We start from the raw sequence: 16,184 nt of genomic DNA on the forward strand, positions 1-16,184 counted from the left end.
AGGCGGCGCCTTTCCGATCTGAAAACGCCCCGCGATGAGTTTCGCCGGCAGCCTCGGCACGGGCGCAGCCCCGGCGCCGTTCGACCTGGACCGCGCCGTCGCCGTGGGCGGTTTGGATTCGGGGCGGATCAGGACGGCCGAGTCCGGACCGTTGCGTCTGGCCGCCGGCCCCGGAGCGGTGCTGGCAAGCCTGGGACCCGACCTTCTGCTGGCGGGGCGGGCACGGCTGTACGGGACCGCGGAACTGCGGTCCGCCTTGAATCTCTCCTCCACCGGGCCGGAAGACGTCGCCACCCTGCTGCTGCTGGCCTACCGGGCCTGGGGGCTTGATTTCGCCGACCGGGTGCCGGGAACCCTGGCCTGCGCCATCTGGGACGCCGCCGCCCGCCGCCTGGTCCTTGTCCGCGACAGCATGGGCGTGGAGCCCCTGCATTACACCCGGTCGGCCGGGCGATGGCTGTTCGCGCCGATGCCGTCGGCCCTGCTGACCGACCCGGAGGTGACGCCGGCGCCGGACATGGAAACGCTGGCGCTGTCCATCGCGGAGCTGCCGGTCACCGGTTCCGCCACCGGCTATGCCGGGATCCGCCGGGTGCTGCCGGGTCATGCGGCCGTCATCGCCGACGACACCGTGCGCGAGCACCGCCACTGGCATCCCGACCGCATCCCGACCCTGCGGCTCGCCAGCCGGGCGGACCATGTCGCCGCCGTGACGGAGACCCTGGAAAAAGCCGTCGCCTTCAGCCTGCCGCCCTTCGGCCCGGTGGCGGCCGAGCTGAGCGCCGGCTTCGACAGCGGCGCCGTCACCGCCCTGGCGGCGCGGATTCTGGCCCGGCAGGGACGCAGGCTGGTGGCCTATACCGGGGTGCCGGCCCGGACCATCCCCCCCGACGCCTATCCCGGCCTGCTGACGGACGAAGGGGATCTGGCCGCCGCCCTGGCCGCCCGGTTCGCGAACGTGGAGCATGTGCGGGTGCCGGGGAACCAGGGCTCCCTGTTCGCCGACTGCGACCGCCGCCGCCTGACCTACGAACAGGTGGAGCGGATGTCCCCCAACGGGATCTGGTCGGGCGCCATCCTGCGCGACGTGCGCCGCCGCCGCATCCCCGTCCTGCTGGAAGGCGGGGCCGGCAACGTCACCTTCAGCTATCACGGCCTGTACCATCTGTGCGCCCTCGCCGGGGCCGGCCGGTTCGTCTCGCTGGCAAGGGCGGTGTGGAGCCTCGGCCGTCACGGGAACCCGACCCGGCTGGGGCTGGCCAACCATGCCCTGGCGCCCTGGGTCCCGCCCGCCCCGGTGCGGATGGCGAAGCGGCTGACCGGCCGCCGCGCCCCCACCGGGCTGGACGATCTGGCGCTGAACCCCGAAACCGCCCGGCGGACGGGCGTCCTCGACCGCCTGCTGGCGGGCGCGCACGAGGATGTCCGGGCCATGCGCGGCGACGGCCGGTCCTGGCGGGTGGCGATGCTGGGGGATCCCGGGGTCGCGGCCGGGGTCCGCCGCGTCAGCGGCGTCGACGTGCGCGATCCCACCGCCGACCGCCGCGTGGTGGAGCTGTGCCTGTCCATCCCCGACGACCGGTATCTCGACCTGGAGACGGGAGAGACCCGGGCCATCGCCCGTGACCTGATGCGCGGGCTGGTCCCGGACACGGTGGTGGCGACCCGGCAGAAGTCGATCCAGTCCGCCGACTGGCCCGACCGCCTGCACGAGGCCCGCGCCGACATCGAGGCCGAGATCGCCTGGATGGAGGCGAGCCCGCTGGCCCGCCACTTCCTGGACGTTCCCCGGCTGCGCCGGCTGGTGGACCAGTGGCCGGATCGCGGGTGGGACAGCCACGCCATGCGGGCGGTCTATCTGGGGACGCTGTGCCATGCCCTGGGCGTCTCCCGCTTCCTGCGCCAGTTCGACCAGGGCAACCGCCCCGCGGCGCCATCCGAATGGGAAGCAACGCCATGACCCCACGCGCCCCCCATGTCCTGCTGCCCGGCTTCCTGGAAGCGGGGCCAAGGGACGATCTGCTGGCCCTGCTCCGGTCCCGCCGGGCGGAGTTCGAAGCCGGAAGACTGGTCGGCGGCCGGCTGGATGCGGGCATCCGCAACGGCCTTGCGCTGCTGGATCTGGACGAGGCCGCGCACGCGCTCAGGGACCGGGCCCTGCGGGAGCTTCCCGCCCTGGCGCCCCGTCTCGGCCTGCCCGCCTTCACGCCGGGAGAGGTCGAGGTCCAGGCCGCCGCCTATGGCGACGGCGGCCATTATGACCGTCACATCGACACCTTCGTGGGAGAGTATGCGGCGGCGGCCAGCCGGGTGGTGACCATCGTCCTCTATCTGCACGTCCTGCCCAAAAGGTTCGGTGGCGGCGCCCTGCGCCTGTTTCCCATCGGCGGCGATCACGGGCCGGTGGATGTGGAGCCGGAACACGGTCTGGCCGTGGCCTTTCCCTCCTTCCTGGCGCATCAGGTGATGCCGGTCTCCTGTTCCGGCGACGAACCGGGCGACCTGCGCTATGCCGTCAACATCTGGATCCGGCGGCAGGCGCCGGCCGGTCACCGACGGGACGGGAAGCTGGCCAGCGTCACGTAATCGCCCGCCACCTCGTGCCCCACCACGTCCAGCCCGCCCGCGCGGACCCACACATGGGCGAGGATATCGGTGGGGATATCGCCGGTGCCGGGGGCCGACCTCACCCCGTAATAAAGCTCCGCCGGGATGCCGCGCCGGGCCAGGAGGCGCTGCGCGACGATTCCCTGGTGGATGCAGACGGCCGGCCAGGGCACCAGCCGCGCCGCGACGGTGACGGCCCAGGCCACCCGCGCCACCTCTGCCGCTGCCGGCGGTGGCGAGGCACGGCGGCGCACCCGCGGATGCAGCCACGCGGCCAGCCGTCCGAACGGCACCAGACGCATGGCCGCCCAGGCCAGCCCCAACCCGGCGGCGGCCTCCAGCAGAAGGGGAAGATCCGCCCTGCGGCGCCAGAGCCGGTAAGGCAGCGCGTGCGGGCTCACGCGCCCCCCTCCGCCAGGCGGAGCACCAGGGCCGCCGTCTCCTCCAGCCGGTTCAGCCCCTCCAGCCGCCGCAGGCACCGGTGCGGGACCTGTCGCGACAGCAGGGCCAGCCGCCGGAAGACCGCCGGCCCGCGCCCTAGGTCGAGCGCGGTCGGCCAGTGCAGCACGTTGCGTTGCAGCGACGCCAGGACCGCCATGCCGTCCATCGGTTCCAGATGCGGCTCATCTCCGGGCACGGCCTTGTGAAGGTGGCAGACGGCGACGACTTCGCCCGCCGGGGCCAGGGGCAGATGCAGGGCCCGCTTGCCGCCGGAACCGGGCAGCTCGGGCAGGGTGTCCGGCGCATGGCCATGCCGCCGCAGCGCCTCCGGGGACAGCTTCAGCCGCGGAACGCTGGGCAGCGCCAGCGGCGGACGGGCCTCGTCGGTCCAGGACAGGGGCGCCAGATCCTCCGCCACCAGCCCCAACCCCCGCGCCGTCAGTGCGGCGGACAGGGTGGACTTGCCGGCCCCGCTCTCCCCCACCAGCAGGATGATCCCACGGGGGGAGGCGAGCGCCGCCGCATGCAGCGGCAACACCCCCCGCTGGTGGCAGATCACCGCCAGGGCGCTGCCCAGCACATAGGCGCGCAGGGCGGGGTCGGCGACCGGCGTCCGGGCGTCAACCAGGATCTCGGACCCGTTCCGCACCAGGAAGGTGCCGACGCCGTTCCCCTCCACCCGCACGGTTCCGTCCGCCGCCACGTCGGCCTCGGCACCCGACACGAAGGGGATGGCGCGCAGGGCGGGGGAGCCCAGCCGGACGGTCACGTCGGCGGGCCCGGCCCCATCGCCGGTCCCGTCACCGGTCCAAACCGGCAGTTCCGGCAGGGGAACCTCGCTGTCCAGCCGCAGGCCCAGGACGGAATAGGAGGTGCCCATCACCCCGGTCCCGGCTTCAGGCCGCCACCCGGATCAGCCCCTCGCCCATCATCTCGACAAGCACCGGCGCCAGGTCGCTTTCGATCGTGGCCGCATCGGCGTCGTACCGTCCGGACAGGGCGCCGTACAGGTCGCCGGCGGCCAGCGGCGTTTCCAGAAGGCGCCAGACCTCCCCGCCGATGTCGTCCAGACCGAAATAGGCTCCGCGCTCGATCTTCAGCAGCACGGTCTCGCCGTCCAGCTCCGCGGCCAGGATGTCATCGCTGCGGATCAGCAGGGTGGAATGTGACAGTGGGGTGAGCGTTTCCATCCGGTCCTCGACCATGGCGTGCAATCCTGGGGGTTATGCCATACCCGGTTCGGTGAAAGAAGCGGCTGGAACGGATGCGGGCTCCGACGCCCGTTTCCGGAAAACGACGCCTTCGCGCAGAGGAAGCGGCCGCAGCAGCGTCTCGTCCCGCCCGTAGACCGGGGTATCGGGATGCTGTTCACCCTCCAGCAGCAGCTCGAAGCCGGCGGCGGCGGCCGTGTCGGCGAAGCGGAAATTGGCATGGCGCAGCACCAGAAGGCCGCCGGGCTTCAGGCAAGCGGCCAGCCCCGCCACCGACTCCTCGAAGGCGGCAAAACGGATCAGGTGGCCGCAACGCGGCGGAAAGCTCCCCAGTTCGCCATGACGGTAGACGGCCATGGCGAAGACCGCGTCATAGCTTTCCGCCGGTTCTCCCCCGGCATCGGACGCCAGGGCGAAGGACAGCCGGTCGTCGGGTCCGTCATCGGAACCATTGGCGGAGCGGCGGTGGGCGATGCGGCAACGGGCGATGTTGCGGGGATTGATGTCCAGGCCGCGGATGACGGCGCTTGGAAAGTAGCGGCGCAGGCTGAACACCTCCTCCCCCGTCGAGCAGCCGAAGGACAGCAGGCGGAGGCCGGGACCGTTGCCCAGCCGCAGCAGGACGTAGCGGAACAGGTCCGGATAGCGGTCCAACTCGGTCGTGGCGAAGGGCTGGAAAAGTCCGGGCACCGCGCGCCGCCGCAAGCTCGCATATCGGGCGTCGGTGCCCCGGAGGAACCGGCGGAAAGCGACGAGATGGCCGCCGCCCGGCATCCGGCCCAAAATCCGGCGCATCCGCTTCCACAGGCAACGGCTTCCCGTCATGCAAGGATCCTTTCCGTCCAGGAGCTTTCCGGCAGAGGAGAAGCCACATAACTGTTGCGAGTGTAGCAGTTGCACCGCGATTGTGCGTTTCCGGCGGTGCGGGAAGATTTCCGCAGCCGCCGAGGGAAACGAGTGGATCGGCATGGCAGGGGCAGCTATGGGAGCGGCGGGCACGGAAACGGCTGACAGGACGGCCGGCCTCGGTTTTTCCGTGGCGGACCTGCCGCCGGCGCAGCGGTATCTGGTCGCCGCCCTGTCCGCCCGTTTCGGCGGCCGGGCGCATCCGCTTCCCGCCGACCCGGACTGGCGGGAGGTCGGCTGTCTCGCGCGCTACCATCGCCTGGCCCCGCTGATGGACCGGGCTTTCCTGCCCGGCGCGCCCGACGCCTGGCTGACGGAGATCGCGGAGTGGCGGCGGGCGGAGATCCGGCGCTCGCTGCTGCTGACCGCCAGGATGCTGGAGGTCGCCCGGTGCTTCCGGCAGGCCGGGGTCGATCTTCTGGTCCTGAAGGGGCCGGCGCAGGCTGTGCGGCTGTTCGGCGACGCCCATGCCCGGTCATGCCGGGACATCGACCTTCTGGTGCGTCCGGCCCAGGCGGACGAGGCGCTGCGGCTGCTGCGCGGGCTCGGCTACGGCACCCGGCCCGACCTGCTGAGCCGGCATGTCAACGCGATCTTCGCCGCCCATGAGGATGGCGGACCGCCGGTGGAACTGCACACGCAGCTGAGCGAGGGGAACGTCGTCTTCTCCTCCAGGGCGCTGGACCCGTTCCGCGAGAGCGCCGAACTGGACATCGGCGGGCGGACCGTCCGCTCCCTGTCTCCCGGCGCCACCATCGCCTATGCCGCCTATCATGGTGCCCGGCATCACTGGTCGCTGCTGTACTGGTTCGCCGATCTGGTGGCCGCCACCCGGCGCCCCGCCGCCGATTGGGAAGATGCAGCGGCGGTCGCGGCCCGTTGCGGCACCGGACGCCATCTCGCCATGGCCGTGCGGCTGGTCCGGGGGCTGACCGGGCTTTCCCCGCCGGTCCCGCCGCCCTGTCCGTCCGGCGACCTGCCGGTCCTGCGGCGGGCGGAGGCGGTCGTCGGCGCGATCTGGGCGCTGCCGCCGATGGAGGAGAACGAGGCGCTGCGCCGGCTGGGGACCATTGCCGTGCTGCGGTCGGACCTGTCGCTCTATCGCGGCAGGATGGCGGCGGCCCGGTATCTGCTTGCCCTTCTGCGCCCGACGGACAGCGACAATCCCGGCCTCCCGCTGTCCTCCGGCATGCGTTTCCTGCTGCTTCCGCTCCGCATCATCCGCGTTCTGGCGATGGAGCTGTCGCGCGGCCGCCCGTGACCGGATCGCCCGTGACCGGATCACCTGTGACCACCGCCCAGAGCGCCGTTCCGACCGAGGGGATGGAAAAGCGGTGCTCCACGAAATCGCGGGCGGCCTGGCCCATGGCGGCGCGCGCTTCGGCCGTCAGCGACCGGGCCCGGTCCAGGACGGCGGCGGCGGCGGCCGGGCCGGGGTCGAAGACCAGACCGGTGCCGTCCGCCTCCACCCCGTCCCAGGCCATGCCCCTGGTGACCAGGACGGGGCGGGCCAGGGCCATCGCCTCCACCACCACATTGCCGAAATTCTCCCGCAGCCCGCCGGACCCCAGCCCGGACGGCAGGACGGCGAAGTCGCAGCGGGCAAGCATCGCCGCCACCCCGTCGGCCGGCAGGTAGCCCAGGCACTCCACCGCCCCCCCAGCCCCGTCGGCCAGGGCGGAGACCTGGGCGGCATAGTCGCCGTCGCCCGTTCCGGCGATCAGCAGCCGGTCCTCCGGCCGGCGAGTCGCCAGCCAGATCTCCAAGAAGGGCAGGATGCCCTTTTCCGGCGACAGGCGTCCGACATAGCCGATGACCAGCCCGCCATCCGGCCAGCGCGGGGGCCGGGGCAGCCAGACCCTGCTGTCGACCGCGTTGGGGACGATGGCGACGGGAACGGAGGGAAGCAGGGCGCGCACGCCCTCGGCCTCGATCGCGCTGGTGGCGTGGACGGCGCGGGCGCGGCGCAGGGTCGGCAGGGTGATCAGCTGGTAGAACAGCCATTTCAGCGGCTTGCGGGCGCGTATGTAGGCGACGTGGCCCGCCATCAGGCTGCCATGGACCCCGACGGTGAAGGGCCGCCGCAGCAGCCGGCAGACGATCCCGGCGATGCTGGTCGGCCAGGTGGCGACGCCGCTGACATAGACCAGATCCGCCCGGTGGCAGGCCGTCCAGATCGCCGGCAGCGCCCCCAATCCGAAACCCCAGCGCGGCCAGCCGCGCGCCCGGTACAGGATCGGCGACACCCGGCCGGGCAGCCCCAGCTCATCCGGGCGTAGCGGAGCACCCTCCGATGCGTCGCTGGCGCACAGGATCACCTCGTGCCCGGCCTCGCCCCAGGCCTGGGCGACGCGCGCCGTGCATTCGGCGATGCCGCCATAGCCGCGCGCCGGGGCGATGTGGGTGACGACGATCGCGACCGTGGGAGATTGTCGGGAGGAGGAGGGGCGGGAAGCGCTGCCGGACATGCCGTTTCCTCAGGGCCGCGGGGGAAGGCCGAGGGCCTGACGGATGCCGCGCAGGTCCGCCTCGAAATCCCAGCCGGACACGATCTCCAGGCTTCGCCGCCCCATCGACGCGGCAAGGTCCGGGTCGGCGCACAGGGCGCCCAGGGCCTTGGCCATCGCCCCGATGTCGCCGACCGGCACGACGAATCCGTTCTCGCCGTGGCGGACGAGGTCGGGGCCGCATCCGACCTGATCGCTGACGATGATGGCCTTGCCGAGATTCATGGCTTCGTTGACCACCAGCCCCCAGGGTTCGCAGGAGGACGGCAGCACGAACACGTCGCACATGGCATAGCAGGCGATCAGATCCTTCTGCCCCTGGAAGCCCAGGAAATGGACGGTGTCCATCCCCTCCGCCATGGCGCGCAGTTCCGGCATCAGTTCCCCGTCGCCGGCGAAGACGAGGTGGGGCGGCGGCCCGCTGGCAGGTGCCGGGGCCATCTGCTGGAAGGCGGCCAGGAGATGGTCGGCATGCTTGCGGCGCTGCAGCTTCGACGCATAGAGGACGACCGGGGCGCCGTCCGGAATGCCGATCGCGCGCCGAAGCCGCAGACCCTCGTCCGGTGCGGCGTTGCGGAAGAAGGCGTTGTCCACGGCATAGGGGCAGGCGAACAGCTTCTCCTCGGCGACGCCCTGCTGCCGGTAATAGGCGGCGTTCAGGCTGCCGATCGTCAGCCAGCCGTCGGCCAGCCGGTCGATGGCGGCGAAGAAGACGCGCTTCAGCGCCCGGCGCACCGGCCCGCGCCGGCGGCTGATCGGCGTGGCCTCGTCGCGGAACAGGACGCGGATGCCGAGCCGGCGGGCGGTCAGGGCGGCCAGCCAATGGACCGGCCGGCTGTAGCCGTGGATCGCCAGGCAGTCGAACCGCCCCTCCTTCAGCCGCCGCGCCAGCCCGCGGCTGAAGGGCCGCAGGAGGTCGAGCCGCCCGGTGCCGCCCCAGGCCTCCAGGAAGTCCGACCGGTAGCCGTCCAGCAGGGGCACGTCCCAGGCGATCCGGCGCCCGAACCCGGGATCGGCGAACTCGCGCACCGTCAGGTCGCTGGCATAGAACACCGTCAGGTCGATGTCCGGATCGGCGGCGATCCGGCGGAACAGCGGCGCCGCATACTGGACGGGGTGGGTGGTGAGGAAGGCAAGCCGGACCGGATCAGTCATATCGCCTCATGGTGGCTCGTCATCCCGTGCGGGTGGCTGCCCGTGGTTGATGGGGAAACGGGCGACACCATGCCCAACCGCAGGCGCCGATACAATTCCCCGTCACATCCGAATCGCGAAAGCATCGCCTCCATGCCTCTCCGTGCCGGCGACGGCACGTCAGGCGAGATGCGACAGGACGTCCCACACCCGCTGGACGAAGGCATCCCGGCCGAAGCTCGGCGCCAGCAGGTCGGGAACGCAGGGGCGCGGCGTGGCCAGGGCGCGCTGCAGCGCTCCGGCCAGATCGTCGGGATCGCCGGGGTCGGCCAGTTCGCCGATGGCGCCGTCCAGCACCGCTTCGCGCGATCCGTCCACCCGCGAGGCGACCACCGGAACCCCGCAGCCCATCGCTTCGAGCAGCACGATGCCGAACCCCTCCTGCCGCCCGCAAAGCGCGAAGGCGTCGGCAAGGCGGTAGTGGTCGGCCTTCTCCTCCTCGGGCACGAAGCCGGTGAAGACCACGCGCTCCGTCAGGCCGAGCCGGCGGACCTCCGCCTCCAGATGCGGGCGGTCGGTGCCGTCGCCGCACAGGAGGTAGCGCAGCCCCGGTTCCCGTTCGGCCAGCCGCGGCAGCACCGCCAGAAGCTCGTAGAAGCCCTTGTCGCGGTCCATCGCGTCGAGGCGGGCCAGCCCCATCAGCACGCGCGCGCCGGCCACGCCGTAGCGCTCCTCCAGCGCCGCCGGGCGCGGCCCCGGCGTGAAGACGGACAGATCGATCGTGTTGGGCAGCACCGTGCCGCGTCCGGCCGCGATGTCCGACCAGTCCCGGAAGCGGTCGAGCGTGTAGCGGCTGACCGCGATGGTCATGTCGACGGAGGAGAGGCCGGGAACCTTCACCGGCGTCCAGGCGTCGACCCCGTGGATGACCAGCGCCAGCCGGGCCGGCCGGCCGCGACGGGCCAGCTTGCCGGCCATCCGGCGGGCCAGCACGGCGACCGGCATCAGGTTGATGTGGCCGCAGATCACGACGTCGAAGCCGCCGGCCGCCTCGCGCAGAGCGGCGCCCGCGAACCCGAGTTTTCCCGGCGGTGCCGCGCGCTGGACCGTGCGGGGGGGAAGCGGTCCCGGCGGGTGCGGCGCGCGGCGGGGCAGGATGACCAGTTCCCGGACGTCGGGCGAAGAGGACAGGGCGGCCGCCAGATCACGGTTGAAGCGTGATATGCCGCCATGTCCGCCGAACGCATCACTGACGAGAAACAGCAGTCGCATGCGTCGGCGAGGCTCCGGGATTCTGTCCATATGCGGCGGTCCCGCTTGCCGCGCAGAGGCGTCACGGGCCGGCCGAAAGGCTTACACCATGTCGGCACGCACCGGTAGCGGCAATGCCCGGGGCCGCACGCGCCGTGCGCCGCGGCGGCCCGGCCGTTTGCATGAGGACGGCTGCACAAACGGCACCGCTTGCGCTATAACCGGGAACAACAACCCTCGGAACGAAGAGAGCCCTCCGATGCGTGCCCAGTCCCGCTGCCCCCGTATCGCCGCCGTCATGGTGCTTGCGCTGTCCACCACGCTGGCCGGCTGCCAGACCGGGTCGATGGGCAACAAGGAGGGGTTCGGCACCGTCGGCGGCGCCATCGCCGGCGGCCTGATCGGCTCGCGCTTCGGCGGCGGCTCGGGCAAGCTGGTGGCGGTCGGCATCGGCACGCTGCTGGGCGCCTTCGCCGGGCGGGAACTCGGCGCTTCGCTCGACCGTGCCGACCAGGCCTATGCCGACCGTGCCGCGACCCAGGCCTACAGCGCCCCCATCGGCCAGCGGATCACCTGGAACAACCCGCAGTCCGGCAACCAGGGCGTCATCGTGCCGGTCAAGGACGGCTATGACGGCTCCGGCGCCTATTGCCGCGAGTTCCAGCAGACCATCGTCGTCGGCGGCCGCACCGAACAGGCCTTCGGCACCGCCTGCCGCCAGCCCGACGGGTCGTGGAAGATCGTGGGGTGAGGGGGTTGCCGCGGAAGGGCACGGGCGAACAGTGAAGCCCTCCGTGGAGCGACAACATCCACCTTGCATCGAACAACAGGCAAGCCGGATACTGGTTTTGCTGGACATACGGTGCAGCAGTGCCCGTGACGCAGCAATGCATTGCTCACCGTAACCCGCTTCCAGCGGGTTCGGATGGCTGAACATGGGGCTTTCATGGACCTGACACCGGCTGCAATCGACCGTTGGCGCCAGAACATCGCCAACAGCACGCGCGCAAATTACTTGTATGAAATGGGTCGTGCCTTGATCGCCGAGGGGAATAAGGACGTCGGTCTACAGAAGGTCCGGGCCGCCCTTGAACTTTATCCGGCCTTGCATGACGCACGCAGCTTCCTGATAGACCACCTGCATGCCGAGGGGGGGGCGGCGGAGGCCAAATCCCTGGACAGCCAGGGCAGGACGAGCTTCCCCGATTTTCCCGTGGCTTACGTTCTGTTCCAGGTGAAGCGCCACTTGGAAAGAAAGGAATTCGCCGATGCCCGCAGCCTGCTGGCAACGGCAGGCATCACGGGAAACGCTTCGGGAGATGCCGTCTATTGCTGGCAGCAGATCATGGGGTATCAGCTTCAAGCCGGTGCACCGCCGGAGGATCTTCTGGAGTCGGCGGAAGCCATCGTCGCCTTGAATGGCGCAGAGCCCAAGGCGCTGGAAGTTGCCGGCATGAATGCCTTGCTGCTTGGACGCTACGAGGATGCCATCCGGCATTTGGATGATCTGTGCGCGGCAACCCAATCCAATCATAGCGCCCTGCTGTTCGCCGGCATGGCCTGTCATTGCGCCGGTCGCTTTGCGGACGCTCTGGCACGCTTCGACGCCACTTTGCGCTGCACCCCGGATGCCTTGGCCGACCGTCTCCAGTTCCATGCCGGCGCGCATGCGCACAGCGCCGCTTCCCATCTCGCCATGGGGGACATGGACGCCGCCTCGGCTGCCATCGCCCAGGCTCAGGCCGTCGATCCGGACGATTTCCGCTCCAGGATTTTCCTGGCTCTCGTTCTCGAGCGCCAGGAACGGCGGGAGCAGGCCGTTCAGACGGCTCAAAACGCCCTGCGCGTCAGCCCCGACCATCCCTTCGCCCTGATCGTCTTGGGGCATGCCCAGGCGCTGCTGGGGCAGCGGGAGGCGGCGTTGGCGACCGTGGCGCGACTGAAGGATTGTCCTTCTTATCTTGCAAGCACCATGCTCGACCTCGGCATGTGGATGATCCCGACTATTCTTCCGCTTGCCTCCCAAGCCGGCATTTCCCTCCGCCAAGCCACCGGAAGGTGATCCGCCCGATCACCATCGGGCTTCACCTCGAACAGACAGAATTGAGCCTATGAAAAAGACCCTGATCATCGGCGGCGGGTTTGCCGGATGTGCGGCCGCCCATCAGTTCGCTCGCCTGGGGGGATGGGACGTCACCCTAGTGGAGCACAGCGACCGCCTGGGTGCCGGAGTCCGCACCCATTTTTACGGGGGGCATCCCTACACGTTCGGCCCCCGGCATTTCCTGACCCAGAATGAAGAGGTCTACGCCTACCTGGATTCCATCGTTCCCCTGCGACGCTGCCAGGAGCATGAGTTCGTCACCTATGTCGAGCGTGACGCCGCCTTCTACAGCTACCCGATCCATCGGGCCGATATCGCCCTGATGCCCGACCGGGACAGCATCGAAACGGAAATGACCCGCCTGACTGGCGTGGAGCATGCCCGCAATTTTGAGGAATACTGGGTCTCGTCAGTGGGCCGCACGCTGTATGAAAAATTCATCAAGACATACAGCGAGAAGATGTGGATGGTCGACGACAACCGGTCGATCGATTATTTCTCCTGGTCACCCAAGGGAGCGACGCTCGCCGACGGACCGAAGGCGGCCTGGGGAACAGCATTGTCGGCTTATCCGATCGCCCTCGATGGTTACAACGCCTATTTCGATATCGCCACTGCCGAAGCGAAGGTTCTTCTCAATACCCGTATCGAACGCTTCGATCTTCCCAACCGCCGCGTGATGTTGGGTGGGGAGTGGCAGCAGTATGATCTGATCGTCAATACCATATCTCCGGACCTTGTTCTTGACGAGGCTCATGGAGCTTTGGGTTATATCGGGAGAGATTTTCATAAGATTGTCCTTCCAATTGAGCATTGTTTTCCAGAAAATACTTACTTTGTTTACTATGCCAATGATGAGCGCTTCACGCGCTTGGTCGAATACAAGAAGCTGACACGTTACCAATCATCCTCGACTCTGATCGGTATGGAGATTCCTTCAGCAAACGGACGGTATTATCCGCTTCCATTCAAAAGCGAGGCGGCCAAAGCCAAACGCTATTTCTCCATGATGCCGGAAGGGGTATTCTCCATGGGCAGGGCTGGGAGCTACCTCTATGCCGTCGATATCGACGACTGTCTGGAGCAGGCCTTGAATCTGGCCAGAATGGTTCAGGAAGGAGGGCAGGATGGCCCTGTACCCACATGCTATGCCACCGAGCGCTACAAGGTTGACCTCGATGCCACGGCCTGACGCCATCGCCACGGCGCTGACGGAGCTGGAGGAGCGGGGATGGGCGATCGTCCCTTGCGATGCGCCGGACCTGCTGGCTCGCGTGGCCGACGATGTGAAGCGCATTGCCGCCGGGATCGCCGGCTCCCGGGCGGGTGACGATCTCCGCGGCATGGTCAGCGGATTTTCGCCCAGCGAACTGAATCGCCTGCTCCGCGAAGTCAACAACGCGCTTGCCGAGGACGGGCTTTCGTTGCTGGAGCCGTTCCGGGGAATGATCCGCAGCCTGTGCGGGGACCAGGTGCTGTACCAGCGCCGTCCCTACCTGCGGGCCAATGTTCCGGGACTGGCGCACACCGCTACGGAACCCCATTCAGACGTGTTCTACGGCCATTCGCCTTATGCCTACACGATGTGGATCCCCCTGCACGATGTGGACAATGACGATGGGCTGTTCGTCTTCGATCGTGCCGAGAGCGAGGATATCCTGGCCGACTACGGCTTCGACAAGCCGTTGCGCGCGGCACTCGACCGCCCGGCCCCGGCGCCGTTGCGCCTGCGCTTCGGCGAGGCGATCTTCTTCTCCTGCTACCTGATTCACGGAGCCCTTCCCTGCAGCGGTTCGCTGCCTCGCCTGAGCCTGGATACCCGTGTCCAGGCTGCCAAGGCCCCGCTGTTCGAGAAGGGGGCCGAACTTTACGGATTGGTCCGGTCATGAGCACCATCGGTGTCGTCAGCAGCGTCGATCTGGGGCCGTGGCGCCTGCCGCAACGGGCCCAGACAGCCTTGATTCAAAGTTGGGCCGGGCAGAACGGCCTGATCATCGACATGATCGTCAGCGAATTCGTCGTGACCCGTCAGTATCCGCAACTGGTCCAGGCAGTTACCGCCAATTCCGGAGCCGAAGCGGTCAACGTCATCTTTGCAACCGGGTACCAGCTGCCGATCGAGCCGCAAGCCCGTGCGGAGCTTTTGACGGCACTTTCTGGTTGTGAGCTGATCTTCGCTTTGGAAGGCGAGCGCTTCCATCTGGAGCCGGGCCAAAAGGACATACCGGCTGCGTTGCGCGACTTTCTGAACGGTTTGGATCACATCCGCACCCTTCCGATCCTCAATCCCGAAGAGGCCAGAACGCTGGCCCCTCTGCCGCGCGGAGAAACGAATGTCACTGCCTGACGATCAGGCCGCCGATAGCCCGGTCAATGAACTGTTCCAGCCGGTACGCCTGCGCAACGACGAGGTCGAAGCCCTGGAGGGCATCGCCCGCAATTTCGACAGCTTTCCGCTGAACACACGGGCCAAGCTGGAGAATTTTCCCAACTGGGTTCGCCACAGGGATCTTGCCCGGTTTCTTTATAAGGCCGAGATTTACCAGTCCATCTTGAAAATACCGGGCGTCATTTTCGAATGTGGCGTGCTGTATGGCGGAAGCTTGGCGACCTGGCTGCATTTGGGCGAGATCTATGAACCGGTGAACTACGGTCGCCGGGTTTATGGATTCGATACTTTCTCAGGCTTTCCGGCGGTAACCGACCAGGATCGGCCGGCGGACCCGCGCTATCCGGAGCTTTACCAAGCCGGAACCTACAGTGCCGCCGAGGCGGAAAAGCATATTTTCGAACTATTTCCCCTGCTGGACCGGACGAGGAAGATCCCGCAGCTTCCGCGCATGCGACTGGTCAAGGGCGACGTCACCAAGACCGTGCCGGAGGTGCTGGCTGCCGATCGCAGCATCCTGATTTCCATGCTCTATCTTGACCTTGACTTGTACGAGCCTACCCTCGCGTGCATCAAGGCCTGCCTTCCGCGGATGCCGAAGGGTTCGGTCATCTGCATCGACGAGCTGTGTTACGAAGATTGGCCGGGGGAAACCGCTGCCGTGCTCGATGCGATCGGAGTTTCCGGCCTGACCATCGAACGCTCGCCGATCGTTCCCAACATCGGCGTGATCCGTCTGTAGGAAGCAGGGCGGACGCCCCGTCGGCGTCCGCCCCCTTTCTTGCATGGAGTGTTCCTGAAAAGGATCAGCCCCGGTAGAGCCCCTGGATAGGGGGAGCGAAGGGGATTCCTTCGGCACGATCGCGTCGCAAGGCCGCAAAGACATAGTCGAAGCACAACATGGGAAACTCGTCCGAATAAGCGCGTGTTTCCGGTGCCGTGGCGTTATGAATGTACCGCTCCGCCACTTGGCGCTCCAGCATCGGTGCAGCCACGCTTGCAGACAATTTGATCGGCAAGTGATCGAAATCGATGGGCTGTGACGGTTCCCGCTCGGCCAGACGGCAGCGCACACCGAAGTTGTCAATATAAAGAATATCCTCGATACTGTATTCATTCATTTTGGCAAAATCAAAATATAGTGTCGGATGTATGTTGTAAAATCCATGATTGATATGGCCGAAAGTTGGCAGAATAAAAAGAATAATGCCGTTCTGTTTTGTCAGGAAATCAGCATTTCGGAACGACATCCCAATATTGAATATGTGTTCAGAAGTGCCGAAATTCGTCAAGATATCAAAGCGTTCGGCAATATCCACAGGATCATTCAAATTCATTCGGTAACGGCTGCGGGAATCGAGGAAATCCAGGCTTACATAGCTGGATGCGCCCAAAGATTTATAGAGGGCGACTTGCGCATTTGGTAGGAAAGTTCCGTCTTGGATAATGCTTTCCTTGGCCTCCCGTCCTTTCTCATCCCCGAACAAATCGTTCAGGACGGATTGAAGGACCGGTTCCGTGGTGAGGATGTCCTGAGGTCCAAGCTCAAGCATTGATCCGCCGGCTGGCCAAACACCCTTGCGTTTCAATCGGGCAAACCAATGGAGCATCAAGGCACTTATCGCCATGGTTCA

Annotated in this window: 17 protein-coding genes; 9 read left to right on the top strand and 8 right to left on the bottom strand. The window is 67.7% G+C overall.

Annotated features, from left to right (window positions below; genetic code table 11):
- The first annotated feature begins 34 nt into the window (after nt 1-34).
- Nucleotides 35-1,960: an asparagine synthetase B family protein gene (locus tag FZ029_RS07610; RefSeq protein ID WP_149268702.1), complete on the top strand. Its 1,926-nt coding sequence runs from the start codon at nt 35-37 to the stop codon at nt 1,958-1,960.
- Complete coding sequence (locus FZ029_RS07615; protein WP_188051854.1) at nt 1,957-2,586, top strand: 2OG-Fe(II) oxygenase; 630 nt, start codon at nt 1,957-1,959, stop codon at nt 2,584-2,586. The genes FZ029_RS07610 and FZ029_RS07615 overlap by 4 nt, the downstream gene beginning before the upstream one ends.
- On the opposite strand, the gene FZ029_RS07620 is transcribed toward FZ029_RS07615, so the two are convergent.
- Genes FZ029_RS07620 through FZ029_RS07635 form a run of 4 tightly spaced genes read right to left on the bottom strand, consistent with a single transcriptional unit; the run spans nt 2,550 to nt 5,084 of the window.
- Entirely contained in the window at nt 2,550-3,008 is a 459-nt protein-coding gene (locus FZ029_RS07620) for a lasso peptide biosynthesis B2 protein (protein ID WP_149268704.1), read from the bottom strand. The genes FZ029_RS07615 and FZ029_RS07620 overlap by 37 nt on opposite strands.
- The gene (locus tag FZ029_RS07625) at nt 3,005-3,928 is read right to left on the bottom strand and encodes a hypothetical protein (protein ID WP_149268705.1); all 924 of its coding nucleotides are present in this window, start codon (nt 3,926-3,928) and stop codon (nt 3,005-3,007) included. Before FZ029_RS07625 ends, FZ029_RS07620 begins: the two co-directional genes overlap by 4 nt.
- A gap of 16 nt (nt 3,929-3,944) precedes the next feature.
- Complete coding sequence (locus FZ029_RS07630) at nt 3,945-4,253, bottom strand: PqqD family peptide modification chaperone (protein WP_149268706.1); 309 nt, start codon at nt 4,251-4,253, stop codon at nt 3,945-3,947.
- A gap of 18 nt (nt 4,254-4,271) precedes the next feature.
- A complete protein-coding gene (locus FZ029_RS07635; RefSeq protein ID WP_188051855.1) occupies nt 4,272-5,084 on the bottom strand; it encodes a methyltransferase domain-containing protein in 813 nt (270 codons plus the stop codon).
- 142 nt (nt 5,085-5,226) lie between these two features.
- On the opposite strand from FZ029_RS07635, the gene FZ029_RS07640 reads away from it, so the two are divergent.
- Nucleotides 5,227-6,426 carry a nucleotidyltransferase family protein gene (locus FZ029_RS07640; RefSeq protein WP_188051856.1) on the top strand — a complete coding sequence of 400 codons (1,200 nt, stop codon included), beginning with the start codon at nt 5,227-5,229 and terminating at the stop codon, nt 6,424-6,426.
- Here FZ029_RS07640 and FZ029_RS07645 read toward each other — a convergent pair.
- The 3 genes from FZ029_RS07645 to FZ029_RS07655 all read right to left on the bottom strand — a co-directional run bounded on the left by FZ029_RS07645 (nt 6,383) and on the right by FZ029_RS07655 (nt 10,078).
- Nucleotides 6,383-7,633 carry a glycosyltransferase gene (locus tag FZ029_RS07645; RefSeq protein WP_149268709.1) on the bottom strand — a complete coding sequence of 417 codons (1,251 nt, stop codon included), beginning with the start codon at nt 7,631-7,633 and terminating at the stop codon, nt 6,383-6,385. The genes FZ029_RS07640 and FZ029_RS07645 overlap by 44 nt on opposite strands.
- Before the next feature lie 9 nt (nt 7,634-7,642).
- Nucleotides 7,643-8,827, bottom strand: coding sequence for a glycosyltransferase family 4 protein (locus tag FZ029_RS07650; RefSeq protein WP_149268710.1), 1,185 nt, complete (start codon nt 8,825-8,827; stop codon nt 7,643-7,645).
- Between the two features lie 159 nt (nt 8,828-8,986).
- Nucleotides 8,987-10,078 carry a glycosyltransferase gene (locus tag FZ029_RS07655; RefSeq protein WP_188051857.1) on the bottom strand — a complete coding sequence of 364 codons (1,092 nt, stop codon included), beginning with the start codon at nt 10,076-10,078 and terminating at the stop codon, nt 8,987-8,989.
- A 238-nt stretch (nt 10,079-10,316) separates the two neighbouring features.
- On the opposite strand from FZ029_RS07655, the gene FZ029_RS07660 reads away from it, so the two are divergent.
- From FZ029_RS07660 to FZ029_RS07685, 6 genes are all read left to right on the top strand, one after another.
- Nucleotides 10,317-10,808 (top strand): RT0821/Lpp0805 family surface protein, encoded by a 492-nt coding sequence (locus tag FZ029_RS07660; RefSeq protein WP_149268712.1) that lies wholly within the window; start codon nt 10,317-10,319, stop codon nt 10,806-10,808.
- 195 nt (nt 10,809-11,003) lie between these two features.
- Nucleotides 11,004-12,119 (top strand): tetratricopeptide repeat protein, encoded by a 1,116-nt coding sequence (locus tag FZ029_RS07665; RefSeq protein WP_188051858.1) that lies wholly within the window; start codon nt 11,004-11,006, stop codon nt 12,117-12,119.
- A gap of 49 nt (nt 12,120-12,168) precedes the next feature.
- Nucleotides 12,169-13,353: an FAD-dependent oxidoreductase gene (locus FZ029_RS07670; RefSeq protein WP_149268714.1), complete on the top strand. Its 1,185-nt coding sequence runs from the start codon at nt 12,169-12,171 to the stop codon at nt 13,351-13,353.
- On the top strand, nt 13,331-14,050 hold the full coding sequence (locus FZ029_RS07675; protein ID WP_211104114.1) for a hypothetical protein: 720 nt from the start codon (nt 13,331-13,333) through the stop codon (nt 14,048-14,050). Before FZ029_RS07670 ends, FZ029_RS07675 begins: the two co-directional genes overlap by 23 nt.
- On the top strand, nt 14,047-14,508 hold the full coding sequence (locus FZ029_RS07680; protein WP_149268716.1) for a hypothetical protein: 462 nt from the start codon (nt 14,047-14,049) through the stop codon (nt 14,506-14,508). The genes FZ029_RS07675 and FZ029_RS07680 overlap by 4 nt, the downstream gene beginning before the upstream one ends.
- Nucleotides 14,495-15,292, top strand: coding sequence for a TylF/MycF/NovP-related O-methyltransferase (locus FZ029_RS07685; protein WP_149268717.1), 798 nt, complete (start codon nt 14,495-14,497; stop codon nt 15,290-15,292). Before FZ029_RS07680 ends, FZ029_RS07685 begins: the two co-directional genes overlap by 14 nt.
- Before the next feature lie 64 nt (nt 15,293-15,356).
- Here the strand turns inward: FZ029_RS07685 and FZ029_RS07690 are convergent, their stop codons facing one another.
- Nucleotides 15,357-16,178 (bottom strand): hypothetical protein, encoded by an 822-nt coding sequence (locus FZ029_RS07690; protein WP_149268718.1) that lies wholly within the window; start codon nt 16,176-16,178, stop codon nt 15,357-15,359.
- Nucleotides 16,179-16,184: the final 6 nt, after the last annotated feature.

Source organism: Azospirillum sp. Sh1, assembly GCF_008365135.1.
GTDB classification, from domain to species: Bacteria; Pseudomonadota; Alphaproteobacteria; order Azospirillales; family Azospirillaceae; genus Azospirillum; species Azospirillum oryzae.

Excerpts from the sequence above, each read along its gene's own strand:
- FZ029_RS07655 (WP_188051857.1), bottom strand. The coding sequence starts at position 10,078 with ATGCGACTGCTGTTTCTCGTCAGTGATGCGTTCGGCGGACATGGCGGC.
- FZ029_RS07630 (WP_149268706.1), bottom strand. The coding sequence starts at position 4,253 with ATGGTCGAGGACCGGATGGAAACGCTCACCCCACTGTCACATTCCACC.
- FZ029_RS07670 (WP_149268714.1), top strand. The coding sequence starts at position 12,169 with ATGAAAAAGACCCTGATCATCGGCGGCGGGTTTGCCGGATGTGCGGCC.
- FZ029_RS07685 (WP_149268717.1), top strand. The coding sequence starts at position 14,495 with ATGTCACTGCCTGACGATCAGGCCGCCGATAGCCCGGTCAATGAACTG.
- FZ029_RS07615 (WP_188051854.1), top strand. The coding sequence starts at position 1,957 with ATGACCCCACGCGCCCCCCATGTCCTGCTGCCCGGCTTCCTGGAAGCG.
- FZ029_RS07665 (WP_188051858.1), top strand. The coding sequence starts at position 11,004 with ATGGACCTGACACCGGCTGCAATCGACCGTTGGCGCCAGAACATCGCC.
- FZ029_RS07610 (WP_149268702.1), top strand. The coding sequence starts at position 35 with ATGAGTTTCGCCGGCAGCCTCGGCACGGGCGCAGCCCCGGCGCCGTTC.
- FZ029_RS07645 (WP_149268709.1), bottom strand. The coding sequence starts at position 7,633 with ATGTCCGGCAGCGCTTCCCGCCCCTCCTCCTCCCGACAATCTCCCACG.
- FZ029_RS07625 (WP_149268705.1), bottom strand. The coding sequence starts at position 3,928 with ATGGGCACCTCCTATTCCGTCCTGGGCCTGCGGCTGGACAGCGAGGTT.
- FZ029_RS07640 (WP_188051856.1), top strand. The coding sequence starts at position 5,227 with ATGGCAGGGGCAGCTATGGGAGCGGCGGGCACGGAAACGGCTGACAGG.
- FZ029_RS07690 (WP_149268718.1), bottom strand. The coding sequence starts at position 16,178 with ATGGCGATAAGTGCCTTGATGCTCCATTGGTTTGCCCGATTGAAACGC.
- FZ029_RS07635 (WP_188051855.1), bottom strand. The coding sequence starts at position 5,084 with ATGACGGGAAGCCGTTGCCTGTGGAAGCGGATGCGCCGGATTTTGGGC.
- FZ029_RS07680 (WP_149268716.1), top strand. The coding sequence starts at position 14,047 with ATGAGCACCATCGGTGTCGTCAGCAGCGTCGATCTGGGGCCGTGGCGC.
- FZ029_RS07650 (WP_149268710.1), bottom strand. The coding sequence starts at position 8,827 with ATGACTGATCCGGTCCGGCTTGCCTTCCTCACCACCCACCCCGTCCAG.
- FZ029_RS07660 (WP_149268712.1), top strand. The coding sequence starts at position 10,317 with ATGCGTGCCCAGTCCCGCTGCCCCCGTATCGCCGCCGTCATGGTGCTT.